18 protein-coding genes, 3 tRNA genes and 1 pseudogene are annotated in these 18,243 nt (G+C 22.0%); 17 read left to right on the top strand and 5 right to left on the bottom strand.

Annotated features, from left to right (window positions below; all coding sequences use genetic code 11):
- The first annotated feature begins 42 nt into the window (after positions 1-42).
- Positions 43-2,049 (top strand): NAD-dependent DNA ligase LigA, encoded by a 2,007-nt coding sequence (ligA, locus tag DD681_RS02720; protein WP_158341467.1) that lies wholly within the window; start codon positions 43-45, stop codon positions 2,047-2,049.
- Positions 2,050-2,099: 50 nt separating this feature from the next.
- Here the strand turns inward: ligA and DD681_RS02715 are convergent.
- Positions 2,100-2,172 (bottom strand) — tRNA-Lys (locus tag DD681_RS02715).
- 11 nt (positions 2,173-2,183) lie between these two features.
- Positions 2,184-2,259 (bottom strand) — tRNA-Val (locus DD681_RS02710).
- A gap of 204 nt (positions 2,260-2,463) precedes the next feature.
- On the opposite strand from DD681_RS02710, the gene gltX reads away from it, so the two are divergent.
- Together gltX and DD681_RS02700 are read left to right on the top strand one after the other, a co-directional pair.
- Positions 2,464-3,909 (top strand): glutamate--tRNA ligase, encoded by a 1,446-nt coding sequence (gene gltX / locus DD681_RS02705; protein ID WP_158341466.1) that lies wholly within the window; start codon positions 2,464-2,466, stop codon positions 3,907-3,909.
- Positions 3,910-3,975: 66 nt separating this feature from the next.
- Positions 3,976-4,048, top strand: a tRNA-Ala gene (locus tag DD681_RS02700).
- Between the two features lie 127 nt (positions 4,049-4,175).
- Here DD681_RS02700 and DD681_RS02695 read toward each other — a convergent pair.
- A complete protein-coding gene (locus DD681_RS02695) occupies positions 4,176-4,460 on the bottom strand; it encodes a flagellar hook-basal body complex protein FliE (protein WP_158341465.1) in 285 nt (94 codons plus the stop codon).
- Between the two features lie 205 nt (positions 4,461-4,665).
- Here DD681_RS02695 and fliF point away from each other — a divergent pair, with 205 nt between their 5' ends.
- The 13 genes and pseudogenes from fliF to fliR all read left to right on the top strand — a co-directional run bounded on the left by fliF (position 4,666) and on the right by fliR (position 14,647).
- Positions 4,666-6,372, top strand: coding sequence for a flagellar basal-body MS-ring/collar protein FliF (gene fliF, locus DD681_RS02690; protein ID WP_158341464.1), 1,707 nt, complete (start codon positions 4,666-4,668; stop codon positions 6,370-6,372).
- Positions 6,369-7,364: a flagellar motor switch protein FliG gene (locus DD681_RS02685; RefSeq protein WP_158341463.1), complete on the top strand. Its 996-nt coding sequence runs from the start codon at positions 6,369-6,371 to the stop codon at positions 7,362-7,364. Before fliF ends, DD681_RS02685 begins: the two co-directional genes overlap by 4 nt.
- Positions 7,357-8,022, top strand: a complete 666-nt coding sequence (locus DD681_RS02680; RefSeq protein ID WP_158341462.1) for a FliH/SctL family protein — start codon at positions 7,357-7,359, stop codon at positions 8,020-8,022. The genes DD681_RS02685 and DD681_RS02680 overlap by 8 nt, the downstream gene beginning before the upstream one ends.
- Complete coding sequence (locus DD681_RS02675; RefSeq protein ID WP_158341461.1) at positions 8,022-9,383, top strand: FliI/YscN family ATPase; 1,362 nt, start codon at positions 8,022-8,024, stop codon at positions 9,381-9,383. The genes DD681_RS02680 and DD681_RS02675 overlap by 1 nt, the downstream gene beginning before the upstream one ends.
- A gap of 30 nt (positions 9,384-9,413) precedes the next feature.
- The gene (locus tag DD681_RS02670; protein WP_158341460.1) at positions 9,414-9,857 is read left to right on the top strand and encodes a flagellar export protein FliJ; all 444 of its coding nucleotides are present in this window, start codon (positions 9,414-9,416) and stop codon (positions 9,855-9,857) included.
- Between the two features lie 4 nt (positions 9,858-9,861).
- The gene (locus DD681_RS02665; RefSeq protein WP_158341459.1) at positions 9,862-10,068 is read left to right on the top strand and encodes a hypothetical protein; all 207 of its coding nucleotides are present in this window, start codon (positions 9,862-9,864) and stop codon (positions 10,066-10,068) included.
- A gap of 74 nt (positions 10,069-10,142) precedes the next feature.
- The gene (locus tag DD681_RS02660; protein ID WP_158341458.1) at positions 10,143-10,991 is read left to right on the top strand and encodes a flagellar hook-length control protein FliK; all 849 of its coding nucleotides are present in this window, start codon (positions 10,143-10,145) and stop codon (positions 10,989-10,991) included.
- A gap of 120 nt (positions 10,992-11,111) precedes the next feature.
- Positions 11,112-11,987, top strand: a complete 876-nt coding sequence (locus DD681_RS02655) for a FliM/FliN family flagellar motor switch protein (protein WP_187151976.1) — start codon at positions 11,112-11,114, stop codon at positions 11,985-11,987.
- 23 nt (positions 11,988-12,010) lie between these two features.
- On the top strand, positions 12,011-12,406 hold the full coding sequence (locus tag DD681_RS02650; RefSeq protein ID WP_158341456.1) for a FliM/FliN family flagellar motor switch protein: 396 nt from the start codon (positions 12,011-12,013) through the stop codon (positions 12,404-12,406).
- Positions 12,406-12,792, top strand: a pseudogene (gene fliO, locus DD681_RS03180) (flagellar biosynthetic protein FliO); the annotation flags it as partial. The gene DD681_RS02650 and the pseudogene fliO, both read left to right, overlap by 1 nt.
- Positions 12,793-12,822: 30 nt before the next feature.
- The gene (fliP, locus tag DD681_RS03175; protein ID WP_261788371.1) at positions 12,823-13,557 is read left to right on the top strand and encodes a flagellar type III secretion system pore protein FliP; all 735 of its coding nucleotides are present in this window, start codon (positions 12,823-12,825) and stop codon (positions 13,555-13,557) included.
- 50 nt (positions 13,558-13,607) lie between these two features.
- Entirely contained in the window at positions 13,608-13,877 is a 270-nt protein-coding gene (fliQ, locus tag DD681_RS02640) for a flagellar biosynthesis protein FliQ (RefSeq protein ID WP_158341455.1), read from the top strand.
- Positions 13,877-14,647 carry a flagellar biosynthetic protein FliR gene (gene fliR / locus DD681_RS02635; RefSeq protein WP_158341454.1) on the top strand — a complete coding sequence of 257 codons (771 nt, stop codon included), beginning with the start codon at positions 13,877-13,879 and terminating at the stop codon, positions 14,645-14,647. Before fliQ ends, fliR begins: the two co-directional genes overlap by 1 nt.
- Before the next feature lie 100 nt (positions 14,648-14,747).
- Here fliR and rpmG read toward each other — a convergent pair whose 3' ends face one another.
- A complete protein-coding gene (rpmG, locus tag DD681_RS02630; RefSeq protein WP_158341453.1) occupies positions 14,748-14,915 on the bottom strand; it encodes a 50S ribosomal protein L33 in 168 nt (55 codons plus the stop codon).
- A 10-nt stretch (positions 14,916-14,925) separates the two neighbouring features.
- Positions 14,926-15,147 (bottom strand): 50S ribosomal protein L28, encoded by a 222-nt coding sequence (rpmB, locus tag DD681_RS02625; protein ID WP_158341452.1) that lies wholly within the window; start codon positions 15,145-15,147, stop codon positions 14,926-14,928.
- Positions 15,148-15,358: 211 nt separating this feature from the next.
- Here rpmB and DD681_RS02620 point away from each other — a divergent pair, with 211 nt between their 5' ends.
- Positions 15,359-18,238 carry a translocation/assembly module TamB gene (locus DD681_RS02620; protein WP_158341451.1) on the top strand — a complete coding sequence of 960 codons (2,880 nt, stop codon included), beginning with the start codon at positions 15,359-15,361 and terminating at the stop codon, positions 18,236-18,238.
- Positions 18,239-18,243 lie beyond the last annotated feature (5 nt).

Below are 18,243 nucleotides of genomic sequence, written 5' to 3'. Positions count from 1 at the left end.
AAATAACTAAATGTTATTTTTGGTAAAAAATTTAATAAAATTATGGAATCAATTAAAAATAAAATCGATCAATTGCGTAAAAAAATTTTAAAATATGAGTATTTTTATCATAAGTTAGATCAACCTATTGTTTCTGATGCAGAATATGATTACTTGTTAAGTCAATTGTATAGTTTAGAATTAAAAAATAAACAATTTATTACTTCTGACTCACCCACTCAAAGAATAGGTTCAAATTTAATTGATAAATTTAAAAAATCGGTTCATTTTTTTCCTATGCTTTCGTTAGATAATGCATTTAATTTAAAAGGTTATTTAGAATTCGAAACTAGAATTAAAAAATTGGTTAGCAATTCTGTAGTGAATTATTGCTGTGAATTAAAAATTGATGGAATAGCTGTAAGTTTAATTTATGAAAGAGGTATATTAACTCGTGCATCGACTCGTGGCGATGGTTATGTAGGTGAAAACATTACAAAAAATGTTTATACTATTAAATCAATTCCTTTAATATTGAAAGGATCTAAAATACCCGATAGATTAGAAGTGCGAGGTGAAGTATTTATGCTAAAGTCTGATTTTAAATCATTAAATCAGACGAATAAAAGTAATAAAGAAAAATTTTTTTCCAATCCTCGAAATGCAGCAGCAGGTTCGTTGCGTCAAATTGATTCTAAAGTAACTGCTGCAAGAAATTTGATGTTTTTTGCTCATGGATATGGTTTTTTTAAAGGAATGGAATTTATTAAAACTCATTATGATAGATTAATGAAATTATTAGAATGGGGTATTCCGGTTAATAAAAATATTTTTATTACTTCAAGTTATTTAGAAATATTTAATTTTTACAAAAAGTTTGAAAAAAAACGTTTTTTTATTGATTTTGATATAGATGGTATTGTAATAAAAGTAAACTCTATAGAATTACAAAAAAAAATAGGTTTTAATGCGAAGCATCCTCGATGGGCAATAGCGTTTAAGTTTTCTTCTAAGGAAATAATAACTCGATTAAATAAAGTAAAATTCCAAGTTGGTAGAACAGGAATAATTACTCCAGTTGCGTATTTTGATCCTATTTATATATCTGGAGTGAAAATAAGAAAAGCTTCTTTATATAATAAAAATGAAATTGAAAAGTTTCAATTGTGTATTAATGATTTTGTTATTGTACGTCGTTGTGGCGACGTTATACCTAAAATTATAAGAATTATTAAAAATAAGAGTGATAATAATTCTAAAAAAATTATTTTTCCTCTTTTTTGTCCGATATGTGGATCTAAGTTATTAGAAGATGAAAAAGAAAAAATAGTACGCTGTAATTCTGGGTTATTATGTACAGCACAAAAAGAAAAATCATTACATCATTTCTTCTCTAAAAATGCGTTATTTATTAATGGATTAGGCCCTAAAATAATTAGTAAATTAATAAAAAAAAATCTTGTCAATAGTCCTATAGATTTTTTTTATCTTAAGAAAGATGATTTAAAAAAAATAGATAAAATAGGTGACAAAAAAAGTACTAAAATAATTAGTACTATTGATCAATCGAGAAATACTAGTTTAAGAAATTTTATTTATGCTTTAGGAATTTTTTCGGTGGGTGAAAGAATAGCAGAGAAGTTATCTGAAAGATATGAGTCTATGGATGCATTAATTCATTCTACATTAATCGAGTTAGAAAACATTGATGGAATTGGCAAAATTATCGCGTTTAATATATTTAATTATTTTTCTATTTCAAAAAACCGAGTCTTAGTAATAAAATTACTAAAAGAAATACGTTTTTCTGTAAATCGAACAAAACAAAAAAAATATAAAAAAAAATTTTTTATTGGTAAAAAAATAGTTTTAACAGGCAAGTTTGTTTCTTTTTCACGCAGTGAAATAAAAAATATTTTAATTGAATTTGGTGCTAAAATTTTAAATAAAGTTTCTAAAAGTACAGATTTATTAATTTATGGAGAAAATTTTGGTTCTAAATTTTTTCAAGCACGTCAACTAAAAATTCATATGATAAATGAAGAAGAATTAAAGATTTTTTTAATTTGATATTGTAGAGTATGAAAGATGTTTTAATTAAGTTAAATATAGTACATTTTTGGGTCGTGCAGGATTTGAACCTGCGACCAATTGATTAAAAGTCAACTGCTCTACCAACTGAGCTAACGACCCTTAAGAATTTTTGGTGGGTGATGACGGACTCGAACCGCCGACTTCTTCCGTGTAAAGGAAGAGCTCTACCAACTGAGCTAATCACCCCGATTTATTTGTTTATTCTTTTATTGTAAAGATAAGAAAAATAGAGTCAATCTTTTTTTTTAAAAAAACACTTATTTGTTGTAAATTTAATCATTACGATGAAATTTATATCTAAAATTTAATGTATTTAGTAAATTTTAAAAAAATTAATATTTTTTTTAAAAAATTTTAAAAAATATAATTTAATAACTTATTAAGGGGTATATGAAAGTTAAAACTCGCTTTGCGCCTAGTCCTACTGGGAGTTTGCATATTGGTAGCATTCGTACTGCTTTATATGCATGGTTATTTGCTCGTCATTATCATGGAAAATTTATACTTCGTATAGAAGATACAGATTCTTTACGATCTAAATCAATTTCTGTCGCATCAATTTTAAGAGGATTAAAGTGGTTAGGTATAGATTGGGACGAAGGCCCTTATTTTCAAACTAAAAGGTTAGAAAGATACAAAGAAGTTATTCAAACTATGTTAGAACAAGGAAGTGCTTATAAATGTTTTTGCTCTCCTCAAAAAATAGAAAGAGAACGCATAGAACAAATTTCGAGAGGAGAAAAACCACGTTATAGTAGAACATGTAGAGAATTAAAGCAACAAAAAAGTATTAGTGAAAAATATGTAGTTCGATTTAAAAATCCACTTTTTGGTCAAGTTACCTTTAAGGATAAAATTAGAGGTAAAATTACTTTTAATAATAAAGAATTAGATGATCTTGTTATTCAACGTTCTAATAAAATTCCTACTTATAATTTTTGCGTAGTGATAGATGACTTAGATATGGGAATAACTCATGTCATTCGAGGTGAAGATCATATAAATAATACACCTCGTCAAATTAATATTTTACAATCTCTAAGAGCTAAAATACCTGTTTATGCACATGTATCTATGATATTTGATGAAAATGGAAAAAAATTTTCTAAAAGAAATCACGCTATGGATATAATTAAGTATTATGAAGAGGGTTTTTTACCAGAAGCATTACTTAATTATATAGTAAGATTAGGCTGGTCTTTTGGAAATCAAGAAATTTTTAATGTATCAGAAATGCAAGAATTATTTACTTTAGATTCTATCAGTAAATCTTCTAGTATTTTTAATATGCAAAAACTTTTATGGTTGAATAGATATTATTTACATCATTTACCGACGAAGTATATTTCTAAAATCTTCGAAAATTATATGAGTCGTATAAATATCAATATAAAAAATGGACCAGATTTAAAGTATTTACTAGAACTATTTAAAGGGCGTTATCATACTTTGAAAGAACTTGCACAATCTTGTAAATATTTTTATGAAGATTTTGAAAGTTTTGATAAAATAGCAGCTGATAAATATTTAACTAAAAATAATTATGATATTTTAAAAAATATTTATAAAAAAATAAAAAAAATGTCTATTTGGAAAATAGAAGAATTATCATTAATAATGAATAGTTTATTGATTGAATTTAATATTAAAATAAAAGATATTAATATGTTATTACGCGTTGTACTAACAGGAAATATGTATTCTCCAAATATTAGTTCTGTAATGTTTTTAGTTGGCAAGAAAAAAATTTTATTGAGATTAAAAAAAGCAATTTATTTTATTGAAAACGAGAATAGTAATAAAAATTTTTCAAAAAATGAAATATTATCTATTTAAAGAGGAATATAATTTTATAGAAAAATGAATTGACAGAATTCATGGGTTTTTATATTGTAATATTTTGGGGCTATAGCTCAGATGGAAGAGCGCTTGCATGGCATGCAAGATGTCAGCGGTTCGATTCCGCTTAGCTCCAAAAATAAAATTTATTTAAATAATTTTTTATAAATTAAAAAATTTTACTGCATATAAAATTAAAAATATCGTATTTTGAAATATTATGTTGTACTTAAAAAAATAAAGTACAACAGGATTTTTTTTAATTATATTTGTTGGTTCATTATTTCTTTATATGCTGAAACAATTTTATTTCTTATCTGAATGGCTAATTCTATTGAAATAGAAGCTTTTTGTAAATTTATCATTGCATCATTTAAAGAAATATCAGAATAATTTTTTTTAACATTTTTTTCGATGTTATGAGCATTATTTATTGCTGTTTGAAAACAATTAAAAAATTTTTTGTTTTTTTTGTTTTTATTTAAATTGTTTTCTAATAAGTTGCTTGCTTTAGAGATACTTTGATCTTTAATATTTTCAATAAACATATCTTCCTCGTAAATTTTTTTTAGTCTTAATTCATATCTTATTATAAAAATTTTTTAAATTACTATTTGAAATGACCTTATAATTAATGTGTATTAGTACAATTTTGTAGATATCTAATTTATCAGGAAATGTTTTTATTTCAAGTGAAATTTAATTATAAGTGAATTATACCATTATATTAGCTTATTATATTAGGAAGATTTTATGAATTTTAGTGCTATAGAAGAGTCTATTTCAGAAGAGAAAAAAAAATTTGGTAATTTTTTATCCTATTTTTTTAAAAATTCACGCATTTTAATTATTTTATTAATGTTATCAGTAGTTATTGCTATCTCAATTTCGGTATGGCGAAAATCTCCGGATTATCAAGTATTATATAGTAATTTATCTAGTGAAGATGGAGGAGCTATTATAAATCAGTTGAACGAAATGAAAATTCCTTATCAAATCTCTGAAGATTCTAAGCAATTATTAGTTCCGAAAGAAAATATATACAATATTCGTTTATATTTGGCAGAAAACAATCTCCCAAGTAGTTCGGTTGGTTTTGAATTATTAGATAAAGAAAAATTTGGAGTAAGTCAATTTAGTGAACAAATTAATTATCAACGTGCTTTAGAAGGAGAAATTTCTCGTACTATACAAAAAATGAATGTTATCAAAAACGCTAGAATACATATAGCTTTACCAAAAGATTCATTATTTTTACAAGATCAAAAAAAACCATCTGCTTCTGTTTTTTTAATTTTAAAACCTGGTGCAAAATTAGATTTAAAACAAACAAATGCCATATTGCATTTAATTTCTAGTAGCATATCTGGTCTATCAACAGATAATATAACAATAGTAGATCAATTCGGAACACTTCTAAACCACTCTTTTTTGGAACCAAATCAAATAAATGATTTAAAACTAAAATATTCTGAAGAAGTTGAATCTCGTTATCGCAACAAGATTAAAGGTATTCTAGAACCATTATTCGGAATAGGTAATGTTCATGCTCAAGTTGTAGCGCAAATAGATTTTAACTCTAGAGAAAAGACGCAAGAAAGTTACGCACCGAATACACGTTATGGGAAGCAATCAATAAGATCCCGCCAAAGTATTATTCATGATGAAATAAAAAATGAAAAAAAAGATTATTTTAATAATGTATTACCAAAAAAAGAAAATTTTTTTAAAAAAAATATAAATAATCATATTTATCAATCCAATGATAAAAATCAAAAAAATTTTAATACTGCAAAAGATAATAAAAAATTAAAAGATGATCATATTTTATTAAATTCTAATATTAATCGTGATAATACAATAAATTACGAATTGAATCATACTGTATCCCATATTCAATCTAATATAGGAGAGGTAAAAAGATTGTCAGCTGCAGTAGTTATAAATTACGTAAAAGATAAAAAGGGAAAATTAGTTCCATTAACTTTAGAGCAAATAAAAAATATTAAAAATTTAGTATGCGAATCAATAGGTTTTTCTAAATTAAGAGGTGATACTGTACACGTTATTAACGAAAATTTCTCTCAAAAAAATCAAATTTTTTCTATTAAATCGCGTAATTCTAATCAATTGAATTTTTTTAAAGACATATTTTTAGATTTATTACCATGGTTTATTTCTGTCATTTTTTTCATTCTTTTTTTAAAAAAATGTCTCTTTTCTTCTTTTTTAAATCGTAATTTAGAAAAAAATATTTTAAAAAATGAATTAGACAAAAAGAATAAAAAGAAGGAGAATAAAAGTTTAGAAAAAGATAGTAAATTTTCTAAATTAAATATTTCAAATACTGAAAAAAAATTGAGTACAGATAAATTAATTCATCAAATTTGTAATATATCTAATCAAAATCCACGTATTATAGCGTCGATTATTCGTCAATGGATGAGTGATAAAAAATGAATTTAAATGGTGTTAAAAAAAGTGCAATTTTGTTAATGTCAATTGGGGTAGATCAAGCATCAGAGATATTAAAATATTTAACTCCTTTTGAAGTACAAGAATTAGTTATTTCTATGCTTGATTGTAATCAAGTGCCTGATTCAATTTTGAACATAGTATTATCTGAATGTCACCATCTTTTTATTAAAAATAATAGTGTTATTTCTAATAATAGTACGGATTATATTAATGATATTCTGACTAAGTGTTTGGGTAATCAAAAAGGTAACGAATTATTAAATAAAGTATTAGAATTTCAAAAAATAAAAAATTGTATTAAAACTTTAAATTCCATGCCATCAGAAAAGGTGGCGCATTTATTAGATCAGCAACATCCTCAAGTTATTACTAGTATAGTAGTTAATTTAGAAAAAAAACATGCTGCTAAAATTATTTCGCATTTTAATGAAGAAAAATGTTCTGAAATAATTTTAAGAATGGTTGAGTTTAATGGTATTAAAGAATCTAATTTGTCTGATTTAAATAATATAATAGATAATTTTTTACAAGAAAAAAATAATCTTTTTTCAGATAAAGGCGGCATAAAATGTGTCGCAAAAATTTTACATTCTATGAAAATAGAATATGAAAAAAATATTTTAAAAAAAATTAGTTTACATAATAAAAATATATCCTGTCAGATTATTAAAGAAATGTTTTTATTTAAAAATATAATACATTTAGATGATACAGTGATCAGCTGCTTGATAGAAAACTTAGATCAAGAAAAGTTATATATTGCTTTGCAAGGTACTGATTTAATGATAAGAGAAAAGTTTTTTAAGAATATGAACCAAGAACGAGCAAAAGAATTATCTATACATTTAGAAAAAAAGTCATATATTTCTAAAAAAGCTATACAAAATGAACAAAAATTAGTTTTAATGATGGCTAAAAATATTATAGATAATGGAGTTTTTGCGTTAGACAGTTTAGGAAAATATTATGTTTGACACAGATGTTCAAAGAAAATGGAACAAATGGTATCCTCAAGAGATTGCTTTAAAAAATAATGAAAACATTGATAACGTATTGTATGATTTAGGTTTTTTTACAAAAAAAGATTTTCATATTATTAAAAAATTTAAAAATGATCAAAATGAAAATAATCAAATAAAAAATATTAGTAATGAATCAACTGATAAAAATTTATATAAATTAGGATTTCAAGATGGATTTCAAAAACAAATCGAGAATAATAAATTCTTAAAAAATAAATTAAATATATTGTGTAAAAGTTTAGATCATGCTATTTCCGAATTCGAAAAAATTTTATTTTCGCGTTTGTTAAAAACAGCATTAATTTTTTCTTCTTATATCATTGGAGAAAAAATTGATATAGATAAATCTATTTTATCAGAAAAAATAAGAAATACTATTAATAGCAATACTTTTCTGATAAAACCAAAATTATTTATTCATCCAAATAATAAAAAAATATTAGAAAAAATATTAGTTGATTCTTTAAGTAGTTATAAATTTCAATTAGTTTATAGTACTGATATAGATATTAATGGATTTAAAATTCAATCAGAAAATAGTAACTTGGAAAATACTATTAATGCGAGATATAAGGAATTAAGTCGTCTTATTTACTCAGAGGAATTTTAATGAAATTAAGATTTTCTAAAATATTAAAAAAAATTTCTTTGTTCGAAAATAAAGTTAATAAATTGTCTAATATTATTTATTATGGTCGTCTCATTAGTATTAATGGCTTGGTATTAGAAACTACGGGTTTAAATGCTCCAATTGGAGCTCACTGTTTTATCGAAAGAATAATAGATGGAAAATTATCAAATATTAACGCTAAAGTAGTTGGATTTAAAGGAGAAAAGACTTTATTATTTTCTTTTGAAGAAATTTATGGTGTTTTTCCTGGAGCTCGAGTATTTTTAAAAATATCTAAAAATATGAATTATATTTTTAATAAAATTCCATTAGGAATAGAATTATTAGGAAGAGTGTTAGACAGCAGGGGTAACCCATTGGATGGAAAGCCTGAATTTGATCAAAAAATTTTTAAAATTCCAAAAAAAAATAATATTAATCCATTAGATAGAAAACCAATTAATACAATTTTAGATACTGGTATACGTGCTATAAACGGTCTTATTACTATTGGTCTTGGTCAAAGAATAGGTATTTTTTCTAGTTCAGGTGTTGGAAAAAGCATTTTACTTGGTATGATGTCAAGATATACTCAAGCTGATATTATTATTATTGCTTTAATTGGAGAAAGAGGAAGAGAAGTAAAATATTTTATACAAAACATATTAGGTTTAGATGGATTGTTAAAATCTGTTGTTATTGCTGCCCCAGCGGATGTATCGCCTTTATCTCAAATTGAAGCTGCATCATATGCTACAAATATAGCAGAATATTTTTGTCAGAAAGGTAAAAATGTTTTATTAATTATGGATTCGTTAACACGTTATGCAATGGCACAAAGAGAAGTATCGTTATCGTTGGGCGAGCTTCCAGTATCCAAGGGTTATCCATCATCTATATTTTCAAAAATCCCGATTTTAGTAGAGCGTGCTGGAAATTTAAGTAATAATGGATCTATTACTGCTTTTTATACAATTTTAACTGAAAACGAAGAAGATCAAGAAGATCCTATTGCGCATCTTTGTCGTTCTATATTAGATGGTCATATTTTATTGTCTCGTTACTATGCAGATTTGGGGCATTATCCTGCAATTGATATTGAATCTTCTATTAGTCGTGTTATGCCCGAAATTGTTAATGATCAACAATATCGTCAATCTTGTTATTTTAAGCAGTTAGTTTCTGTATATCAAAGAAATAAAGATTTAATTAATATAGGCGCTTATGTTTCTGGGAATGATCCTATTTTAGATCGTGCTATTAAAATGTGGCCTTTACTACAAAATTTTTTACAACAAAAACAAGCAGAAAAAAGTAATTACTTAAATTCTTATAATGAATTAAATAAAATATTTATTTAGTTTTTTAAAAAATATTGTTGGATTAATTTTATGAAGTTTAAAAGTACTTTATTTTCTCTTTTAGAGAGCGTTGAAAAAAAAAATATAGAGAAGAAGGTGCAATATATTAATAATTTATACCTTCAAAAAAAAAAATCTATTGAGCAATTAAAATTATTAATAAGCTATCAAAATGAATATGTTGCACAATTAAAATCTGAATTTAAATTAGGTATATCTGTAAATCAATGGAAAAATTATAATATTTTTATTTCTAAATTACGTGATATTATTTCTGATAATAAAAATATAATTAAGAATTATGATGTAATGATTAACAAAAATATTATTGAATGGTCTAGAAGTAAAATGAAATTAAATACTTGGAATTATTTTATCCAAAAAAATAAAAAAAAAATGATCAGAAGAAAGTTTTTAAAAGAAAATATACTAAATCATGAGTATGCTCAATTAAAAATTTTTAAAAAAAGGTAATATTATGTTAATAAATTTTAATAATATCATTTTAGAAAAAAAAACGTTGCATAAAGATTATAGTATGCACAATATGAATCATAAAAATAATTCGTTTATATCCGTTTTAAATAATTTTAAAAAATGCTTACTAAATAAAGAAATAGAATTTGATAATATTTCAACTAAAAAAAAAAAGATAATAACATTACTATATCTTCAAATTTTATAATTTTTAATTTGCTCAATCTTTTAAATGAAAAATATTCAAGATTGTGTTTTAATTTTAATAATAATTATAAAAATATGAATAAAAACAAATTAAAAAAAGCAATTCGATCAGCTTCTCTAAGTTTCTTTAATATTTCAAAAAAAAATAGAATTATAGATTATAAAAGAAAAAATAAAAAATATATTATTCAAAGTTTATCTTCAAAATCGATAAAAATGCATCATTTATATAAATCAAAGAATTGTAATGTTTTTAATAAAAAATTTAATGAATATTTTAAAAAAATACCCCATTTTTTAGATGCTCGTACTAACGATAAAAATAATCAAAAAATTTTAAAAAACGATATAAATGCATTTTATTGTACGAGTAATCCCATTTATAAAAAAAATAGTTTTCTTTTTAAAAATACAAATAAAATAGAAAATATAACTAAGTTAATAAATTTTTCTAATGATAAAATTAGTCGATCTAAATCGAATTTAAAATCTTTTATTTTTTCTAATTTAGATTTGAATGTTAAATGGAAAAAAGTAATTAATCGACAAATATTACTATCTATTTCCAAGAAAGAAAAACAAGCAGAAATGCATCTAAAATCTGATTTTTTTGGTTCTATATATATTAAAATGAAAATAGAAAAAAATTATGTAACATTAAATTTCTTTTCTAAGAATCAAGAAATTAAAATTTTTTTAGATAATTGTATTCCTCTCTTGATTGATTCATTAATTAAAAATGGTATTCAATTAAATAAAATTAATATTTATGATTCATTTTGTACTAAGAAAATCTATTCTGAAAAACATAAAAATAATATAAAAAGTATTTTTTTAAATGAACTTTTATTCAAAGAAAATATTAATTCTAAAAAACAATATATAACATTGCCGCAAGATAAATTTATTGATATGTATGTTTAAAATAATTTTTTTAAATTATATTTATCTTAATTAATATAATTAATTTTTAATTCAAGCAACTTTTATCTATAACGCGTCTAATAAATTGGCAAAATTAACAGTATGACTAGAAAATATCAAATGAGTTATAAAAAAGAAACTTTAGATAATTTTTTAAAGAAAGATATAGTAGAAAAGATAAAAGTTATTAATAATAATTTTATAAAGAAAATTGAAATAAAAATTTCCAATATTATTCAGAAAGATATTCAAATAAATAATTTTTTTATAGATATTAATTCTTTTGATAAGCATGAAAATACTCAATATTTATATTCTAATAATATTGAATTTTTACCTTTAAAAATAAAATCTTTCTTATATTTATCTGATAATTTTTTGTCTGTTTTTACAGATTTTTTATTTGGAGGAAATAGCAGCTATGAAAATAATCGTAATTTATGTATAAGAAAGAATCTTACTTACATAGAGAATTATATCAATGAAAAAATAGTTCAATTAATTATTGATACTTATTGTTCTATATGTAAAAAGTTTTTTTCTATAAATATAAAAATATTAAATGTGAAAATAGTAGATAGATATGAAAAAAAAATTAGCTTAAATGAAACTTTTATTACTCATTATTTTAATTTAAAAATAAAAAATATAGATATTTTTTTTGTAATTTTAGTTCCTTTATCAATATTCAAGGAATATAGTAAAAATCAGATTACTAAAAAAAATAGAAATTTACTTTCAAAAGAAAAAATTTTTAAAAAAAATATTTTTCTTAAAAATATACATGATGTTAAATTAAATATGATTGTACGATTATTAGATTTTTATATTACTGAACATCAATTTAAAAATTTATCTATTGGAGATGTTTTAGAAATTACATGTCCTGATAAAGTGATTGGTTATATAGAAAAAAAACCTATATTTCAATGCAGCTATAAAAAATTTAATCAAAAATCTGTTATTTTTTTAGAAAAGATTTATTCAGAAAAGTAAAAAATAAAAAAAGGAATGCTTAAGTGAATTTAATAGAAAAAGTAAATGATTCAAATACATCTGATGATTTTAAAATTCAAGATAATAATGATACAAATCTTGTTAAAGAAGATCTATCTTCTGATTCAAGACAAAATCAGTCAAATATCGTTGATAAATTGATAGAAAAAAATGAAAAAATTTTAAATCTTCCTATTAATATAGCTGTTGAATTAGGAGGATTAAAGGTAAAAATAAAAGATTTATTAAATTTTTCTGTAGGCACAATGTTATCATTAAATGAAAGTCCAGAGGATTTTTTAAAAATTTTTGCCAATGGAAAATTAATTGGTTTAGGAGAAATTGTAGTGTCACAAAAGAAATATGGTATTCGAATTATAAGTATGAAAAAAAATCTAAATTCTGTGAATAATCAATAATGAATTTACATTATATGAAATATGATGAGTATTCTCAATTGACTTCAAATATTCTTGAACCAATGTTTAATAGTGTAAATTTCTTTCATATATTTAGTTCATTAATTCAAATCATATTATTAATATTGGTTTTAAGTTGGCTAATAAAAAAAATTTCTTTATTTAATGTTGTTAAAAAAGATTCTTATCTGAAAATATTAGATAAAATAAAAATAGGATCGAATGAATCTTTACTAATTATAAAAGTAAAGGATGCTAAATTAATTTTAGGAGTAACAAAAAATAGTATTGCTCATTTATATACATTACCATATGATAAAAAAGATAAATTTCTTAAAAAAGAAAAATCTATTTTACCTAAAAAAAATATTTTTAATTGTTTAAAAAATTTTGCTAAAATATTTTGGAAAAATACAATGTTTTATCGAATAATTCCGTTTTTGTTTTTATTTCTATTTTGTCCTTTAGTATATGCAGATATTCCTGGACCAATAAGTCATTCTTTATCTGATGGCAGTCAAGCATGGTCTCTACCAATTCAAACTTTAGTATTCTTAACTTTATTGACTTTTTTGCCTGCTTTCATTTTGATGATGACTAGTTTTACTAGAATTATTATTGTTTTTGGTTTACTTCGAAATGCTATAGGCACTCCATATGCCCCACCAAATCAAATATTATTAGGATTAGCGCTATTTTTAACTTTTTTTATAATGAGTCCCACTTTTGATCAAGTTTATAAAGAATCGTATCTTCCTTTTAGCGAAGAAAAAATTAATATGAACGAAGCTATTGAAAAGGGTGCTATTCCATTTAAAACATTTATGTTACATCAAACAAGAACTTCTGATTTAGAACTATTCTCTAAACTAGCGCATGTTTCTTTTTATAAAAATAAAGCAGATATTCCAATGCGTATTTTATTGCCATCTTTTATTACTAGTGAGCTAAAAACTGCTTTTCAAATAGGTTTTACTATTTTCATTCCTTTTTTAATTATTGATTTAGTTATAGCTAGTGTATTGATGGCTTTGGGTATGATGATGGTTCCCCCTTCTACTATATCATTGCCATTTAAATTAATGTTGTTTGTATTAGTAGATGGATGGAAAATTTTAATAACTTCATTATCACAAAGTTTTAATATGTAAAAAATATTTATAAATCTTAAAATATATTTATAGAAGAAAAGGAACATTTTATGACACCAGAATATGTCATGGGATTATTTCATGAGGCTATGAAAGTAATCTTAATGATTTCGTCGCCTTTATTGTTATCTTCTTTAATTAGTGGTTTGATTGTAAGTATATTACAAGCTGCTACGCAAATTAATGAGCAAACTCTTTCATTTATTCCTAAAATTATTGCTATTTTTTCTGTAATAACTATTCTTGGTCCTTGGATGCTTGGAATCATGTTAGATTATATGCATAATTTATTCAACAATATATCTGTAGTTGCAAGATAATGTTAACTTTTAATAATTTTCAGTTATTAATTTTAATTGGCAATTTATTTTGGCCTTTTGTGAGAATTCTTGCTTTTATTTCAACAGGTCCTATTTTTAATCATCAGCACGTAAATAAAAAAATTAAGATAATTTTATCTGCGATAATTAGCGCGATCATATCACCTTTTTTGCCTCATGTAGATTTTAATTTGTTCTCTTTTATTGGTTTATTATTACTTTTGCAGCAAGTTTTAATTGGTGTGGCATTAGGTTTTGTATCTCAATTTTTATTTAGTGCAATTAATTTTTCGGGGGAGGTAGTTGGTTTGCAAATGGGTTTATCTTTTGCGACATTCTTTAGTGGAAATAATTATAATATCGGCTCTTCTGTTTTATCACGTATATTAAATATTTTAGTTTTATTTTTATTTTTAGCTGTCAATGCGCATCTTTATTTAATATCTGCGTTAATTAATAGTTTTTATAGTATACCTATTTCTATTAATTATTTTAATATTAATATTTTTTCTAATTTATTGAAATTTTCTAGTTCAATTTTTATAAATAGTGTGATGTTTGTTTTACCAATTATGATTTTTTTATTATTATCTAATTTAATGATGAGTTTTCTAAATCGATTGTCTCCCCAAATATCTATTTTTTCTATTGGTTTTCCATTAAATTTATCAATAGGAATCTTGATGCTATATTATTTAACATCTAATTCTATTTCTTTTTTTCAGGGTATGTTTAATGAGTTGTTTTTATTTATATCTCATACTTTTTAAAAATTAATTTTTTTATTTTTCAAGATATTTTTTATATAAAGTATAATTTGTAAAAATTATACTTTAATTAATTAAAAGATTTTTTATATAAAATTATTTTTTATTTAATTTTTCCCTCATTATATAATACGTGTTTTCGAACGATTGGATCATATTTTTTTAATTGTAGTTTATCTGGTGTATTTCTTTTATTTTTAGTAGTAGTGTAGTAATGACCTGTTTTTGCAGAAGAAATCATTTTTATTTTTTCTCTATTTTTTTTTGCCATAATATAACCTTTATTTTTTGATATTTTTTATTATTGATTCTATCCCTTTCTTATCTATATAACGCATTCCCTTAGCAGAGATGCGTAATTTAATAAATCTTTTTTTTTCAGGTATCCAAAATCTATGATATTGAATATTTGGTAAAAATTGTCTTTTTGTTGCATTCATGGCGTGTGATCGATTATTTCCGATCATTCTTTTTTTTCCTGTAATTTGACATATACGAGACATATTTAAAATATCCTTTAATAGATAAATAATTTAATAAAATTCTATTAATTAGTATACTAATATATCATAAATTACCATAATAGAGGTCTTATTGCACTATTAACTTAATTTTTCATAAAAAATATTTTAATATTTTAAAAATTAAATTAAGACTGTATATAATCAATCATCAGTTAATTTTTTAAAATTATAGGAAATTGGGATAATTTTTATGGCTGTGTATCAGAGATACTTATCTAAATCTTTGATTTTTCTTTCTATATTCTCATTTTTAATATTATTTTTTTTAGAAATTAATATTGGATTTAAATGGATTTTTAATATTACTAATTATTATTTTTTAGGATTAAAAAAAGAAGAAATATCAGGAAATTGGAGAGATTTTACTTTAAAAAATATTAGTTATAATTTTTTGAATACGTCTATTCAAGCAGATAGCATTCATATTATAATTGATCCAATGTCTTTGTTTCGAATGACGACTATCTTTAAAAAAATAGAAACCAAAAATTTAATAATTTTTTTACAAAAAAATAAAAAGAATTTTTCTTTTAAAAAAGATATATTTGAACCCAAAAAAAAATTTTTTTTCAAAAAACCTATTTTTTTTGAAAAAATTTATTGCGATAAAATTTTGTTAAAAATAAAAAAAAGTAATATATTTTTTTTTAACGTACACAGTAGTATAAAAAATTTTAATAATCATTTAATGATTTATCCTACTAATATTTATTCTATTTATTTTAAATCTTCAAATAATTATATAAAACATTTTTTTTATAAAAAAAATGTTTTTAATGCTAAAAAAGTAGATGATTTTAAATCTTTTTTTTCAAATTTTAAAAATTTTTTTATTTCAAAAAATATTACTTTAAAGTCAGTAAAATGCCAAAAAATGAAGTTATTCGAAAAAAATTCAGTAAATTTATCTAAAATAGAGCTAAATGCTAAATTAAAAGAAAGTGTATTAAAAATAAAAAAGATAAAATTTTTTTCAAAATATTTTGAGCTTAATTCCCAAGGAGAAATTTTTTATAAAAAAAATTCTTCTATCTCTTTTTTTATTAAAAATAAGTTTTTCTTAAAAAATTTTCATAACAAATTTATACAAATCTTATTACAAGGAACTATTAATGATATTTTTACATTTAAAATAAAATCAAGAAATTCTTTATTTCAATTTTACACATATGGCAAAATTATATTAAACAAAGAAAATTATCCCATTTATCTAAATTCTAAAATTTACTCTTTTATTTTTTCTTTGAATAAAAAATTTAAAATACATATGAAAGATATTATGTTTTCTTTAAAAGGAACTACGAGTAATTATTTTTTTTCTATAAAAAATATTTTTAATATATCGGGAACTCCTTCTATATTTGTTAAAATTTTAGGTCATGGAAATTTAAAAAAAATTTTTTTAAAAAAAATTTTTTTTCAACCTTTAATTCAAGATATTAAAAATAAAAACTTAGTATGTCCTAAAAAAAATAATTTAAATAAATATTTATTTCGAAAAAAAATAGATACGATAGATCATCTTCATAAAAAATTGCATGATTTTTTTAAATACTATTTTAATATTCCCAATAATTTAATAAAACGCAGAATATCTATATTTGGTTTATTAAATTATCAAAAATTTGATGAAATTAAAATTCCTAAAATAAGTTTTTTATTAGGAAAAAACAGAGGATTTTTATCTGGTTTAATATCAAAAAGAATGAATATTTTTTCTTCTATTAATTTTAATAATTTAGATTTTTTTCTACCTAATTTAAAGGGTGTAATAACCACTACTTTTAACATATACGGTTTGTTTTATTCACCTGTATTTTCTGGTAATCTTTCGGGGAAAAATATTCGTTGGAATAATGTTAAACTAGATAATATAAAAATTTCTACTCATATAAATTCCCCAAAAAAAATTTTAAATAGTATAAACATTGATATAAAAAAACTACATTTTTTATCAGTTAATCTTAATTCTTTTAATTTTCAGGGCCAATGGAATCATAATACACAAAATTTTAATTTTTTTCTTAAACAAAATAAAGATGTATCTATAAGATGTATTTTAATGGGTCGTAATAATTACGCATCAGGTCTTTGGAAGGGTTTGCTAAAAAAAATTTATATCAAAACATATTGGGGAAAATGGATTATCAAAGATACTTCTTTGGCATTTTTTTATAAAAAAAATATTGTAAAAAATAACAACTGCAAAGACGATCTTTACAAAATAAAAAATATTTCTTCTAATATTAAAAATAAAATAAACTTTTTCTTAAAAAAATGCATTAGCCAATCATTAATCAAGTTTAAAACTGATGTATTTTTTAATATTAATTTTAATTGGAAATTAGGAAAAAGTATTTCTGATATGAATTTTTTTTTAAAAGGCAATAATATAGAACTAAAAAGAAAAATAAAAGATAAAATTTTTACTAAAAGAATAGATTATCTGGATTTTTATTTGCAATTAAAAAAAAATACAATTATAACTAAATGGAAAATAAATGAATTTCAAAAATCATTAAAAAATAAAATATTTGGCATCTTGAATATTCGTGATATTTATAATAGAAAAGAATTACAAGGGAAAATAACTTTTTCCAACGTACAATTTTCTTTTTTAAATTTTTTTATAAATGATATTGTAAAATTTGATGGATTATTAAAAGGTAATACGTATTTTTTAGGCGATTTATATCATCCAAAAATAATAGCTAATATTCATTTAAATAATATATACATTAAAAGTAATAATATATTAAAATATATGATTTTATTTTTTCGTTATATTCCCAAAAGTATAGAAAATGTTTCAACAAATCAAAAAATTTTAATTAACCAGGGTAATATATTGTTTAAATTAAATTTTATTAATGATGGTAAATTTTCTAATGTTATATGGAATGCTATATTCAGCAGCGATAAAGTAGCAGTTTCTATTATACCTAAAACGATAATTTCATTTTCTTCTCAATTAAGTTTAAGTTATATTTTATCAAAATATAATTTAATAGGTTATTTAAAATTTTTTTTCTTTGTTTTTAAAATTAATGAACAAGATATTTATTTTTAATAAAT

This window comes from Buchnera aphidicola (Melanaphis sacchari), from assembly GCF_003096055.1.
Taxonomy (GTDB): domain Bacteria; phylum Pseudomonadota; class Gammaproteobacteria; order Enterobacterales; family Enterobacteriaceae; genus Buchnera; species Buchnera aphidicola_P.
The sequence above is the reverse complement of the archived record's forward strand: the minus strand, read 5'-3'. Positions and strand labels throughout refer to the sequence as shown.

Bases quoted from the DNA above. Each gene is read 5' to 3' on its own strand.
- ligA (WP_158341467.1), top strand. From the start codon at position 43: ATGGAATCAATTAAAAATAAAATCGATCAATTGCGTAAAAAAATTTTA.
- gltX (WP_158341466.1), top strand. From the start codon at position 2,464: ATGAAAGTTAAAACTCGCTTTGCGCCTAGTCCTACTGGGAGTTTGCAT.
- DD681_RS02695 (WP_158341465.1), bottom strand. From the start codon at position 4,460: ATGTTTATTGAAAATATTAAAGATCAAAGTATCTCTAAAGCAAGCAAC.
- fliF (WP_158341464.1), top strand. From the start codon at position 4,666: ATGAATTTTAGTGCTATAGAAGAGTCTATTTCAGAAGAGAAAAAAAAA.
- DD681_RS02685 (WP_158341463.1), top strand. From the start codon at position 6,369: ATGAATTTAAATGGTGTTAAAAAAAGTGCAATTTTGTTAATGTCAATT.
- DD681_RS02680 (WP_158341462.1), top strand. From the start codon at position 7,357: ATGTTTGACACAGATGTTCAAAGAAAATGGAACAAATGGTATCCTCAA.
- DD681_RS02675 (WP_158341461.1), top strand. From the start codon at position 8,022: ATGAAATTAAGATTTTCTAAAATATTAAAAAAAATTTCTTTGTTCGAA.
- DD681_RS02670 (WP_158341460.1), top strand. From the start codon at position 9,414: ATGAAGTTTAAAAGTACTTTATTTTCTCTTTTAGAGAGCGTTGAAAAA.
- DD681_RS02665 (WP_158341459.1), top strand. From the start codon at position 9,862: ATGTTAATAAATTTTAATAATATCATTTTAGAAAAAAAAACGTTGCAT.
- DD681_RS02660 (WP_158341458.1), top strand. From the start codon at position 10,143: ATGAATAAAAACAAATTAAAAAAAGCAATTCGATCAGCTTCTCTAAGT.
- DD681_RS02655 (WP_187151976.1), top strand. From the start codon at position 11,112: ATGAGTTATAAAAAAGAAACTTTAGATAATTTTTTAAAGAAAGATATA.
- fliP (WP_261788371.1), top strand. From the start codon at position 12,823: ATGTTTTATCGAATAATTCCGTTTTTGTTTTTATTTCTATTTTGTCCT.
- fliQ (WP_158341455.1), top strand. From the start codon at position 13,608: ATGACACCAGAATATGTCATGGGATTATTTCATGAGGCTATGAAAGTA.
- fliR (WP_158341454.1), top strand. From the start codon at position 13,877: ATGTTAACTTTTAATAATTTTCAGTTATTAATTTTAATTGGCAATTTA.
- rpmG (WP_158341453.1), bottom strand. From the start codon at position 14,915: ATGGCAAAAAAAAATAGAGAAAAAATAAAAATGATTTCTTCTGCAAAA.
- rpmB (WP_158341452.1), bottom strand. From the start codon at position 15,147: ATGTCTCGTATATGTCAAATTACAGGAAAAAAAAGAATGATCGGAAAT.
- DD681_RS02620 (WP_158341451.1), top strand. From the start codon at position 15,359: ATGGCTGTGTATCAGAGATACTTATCTAAATCTTTGATTTTTCTTTCT.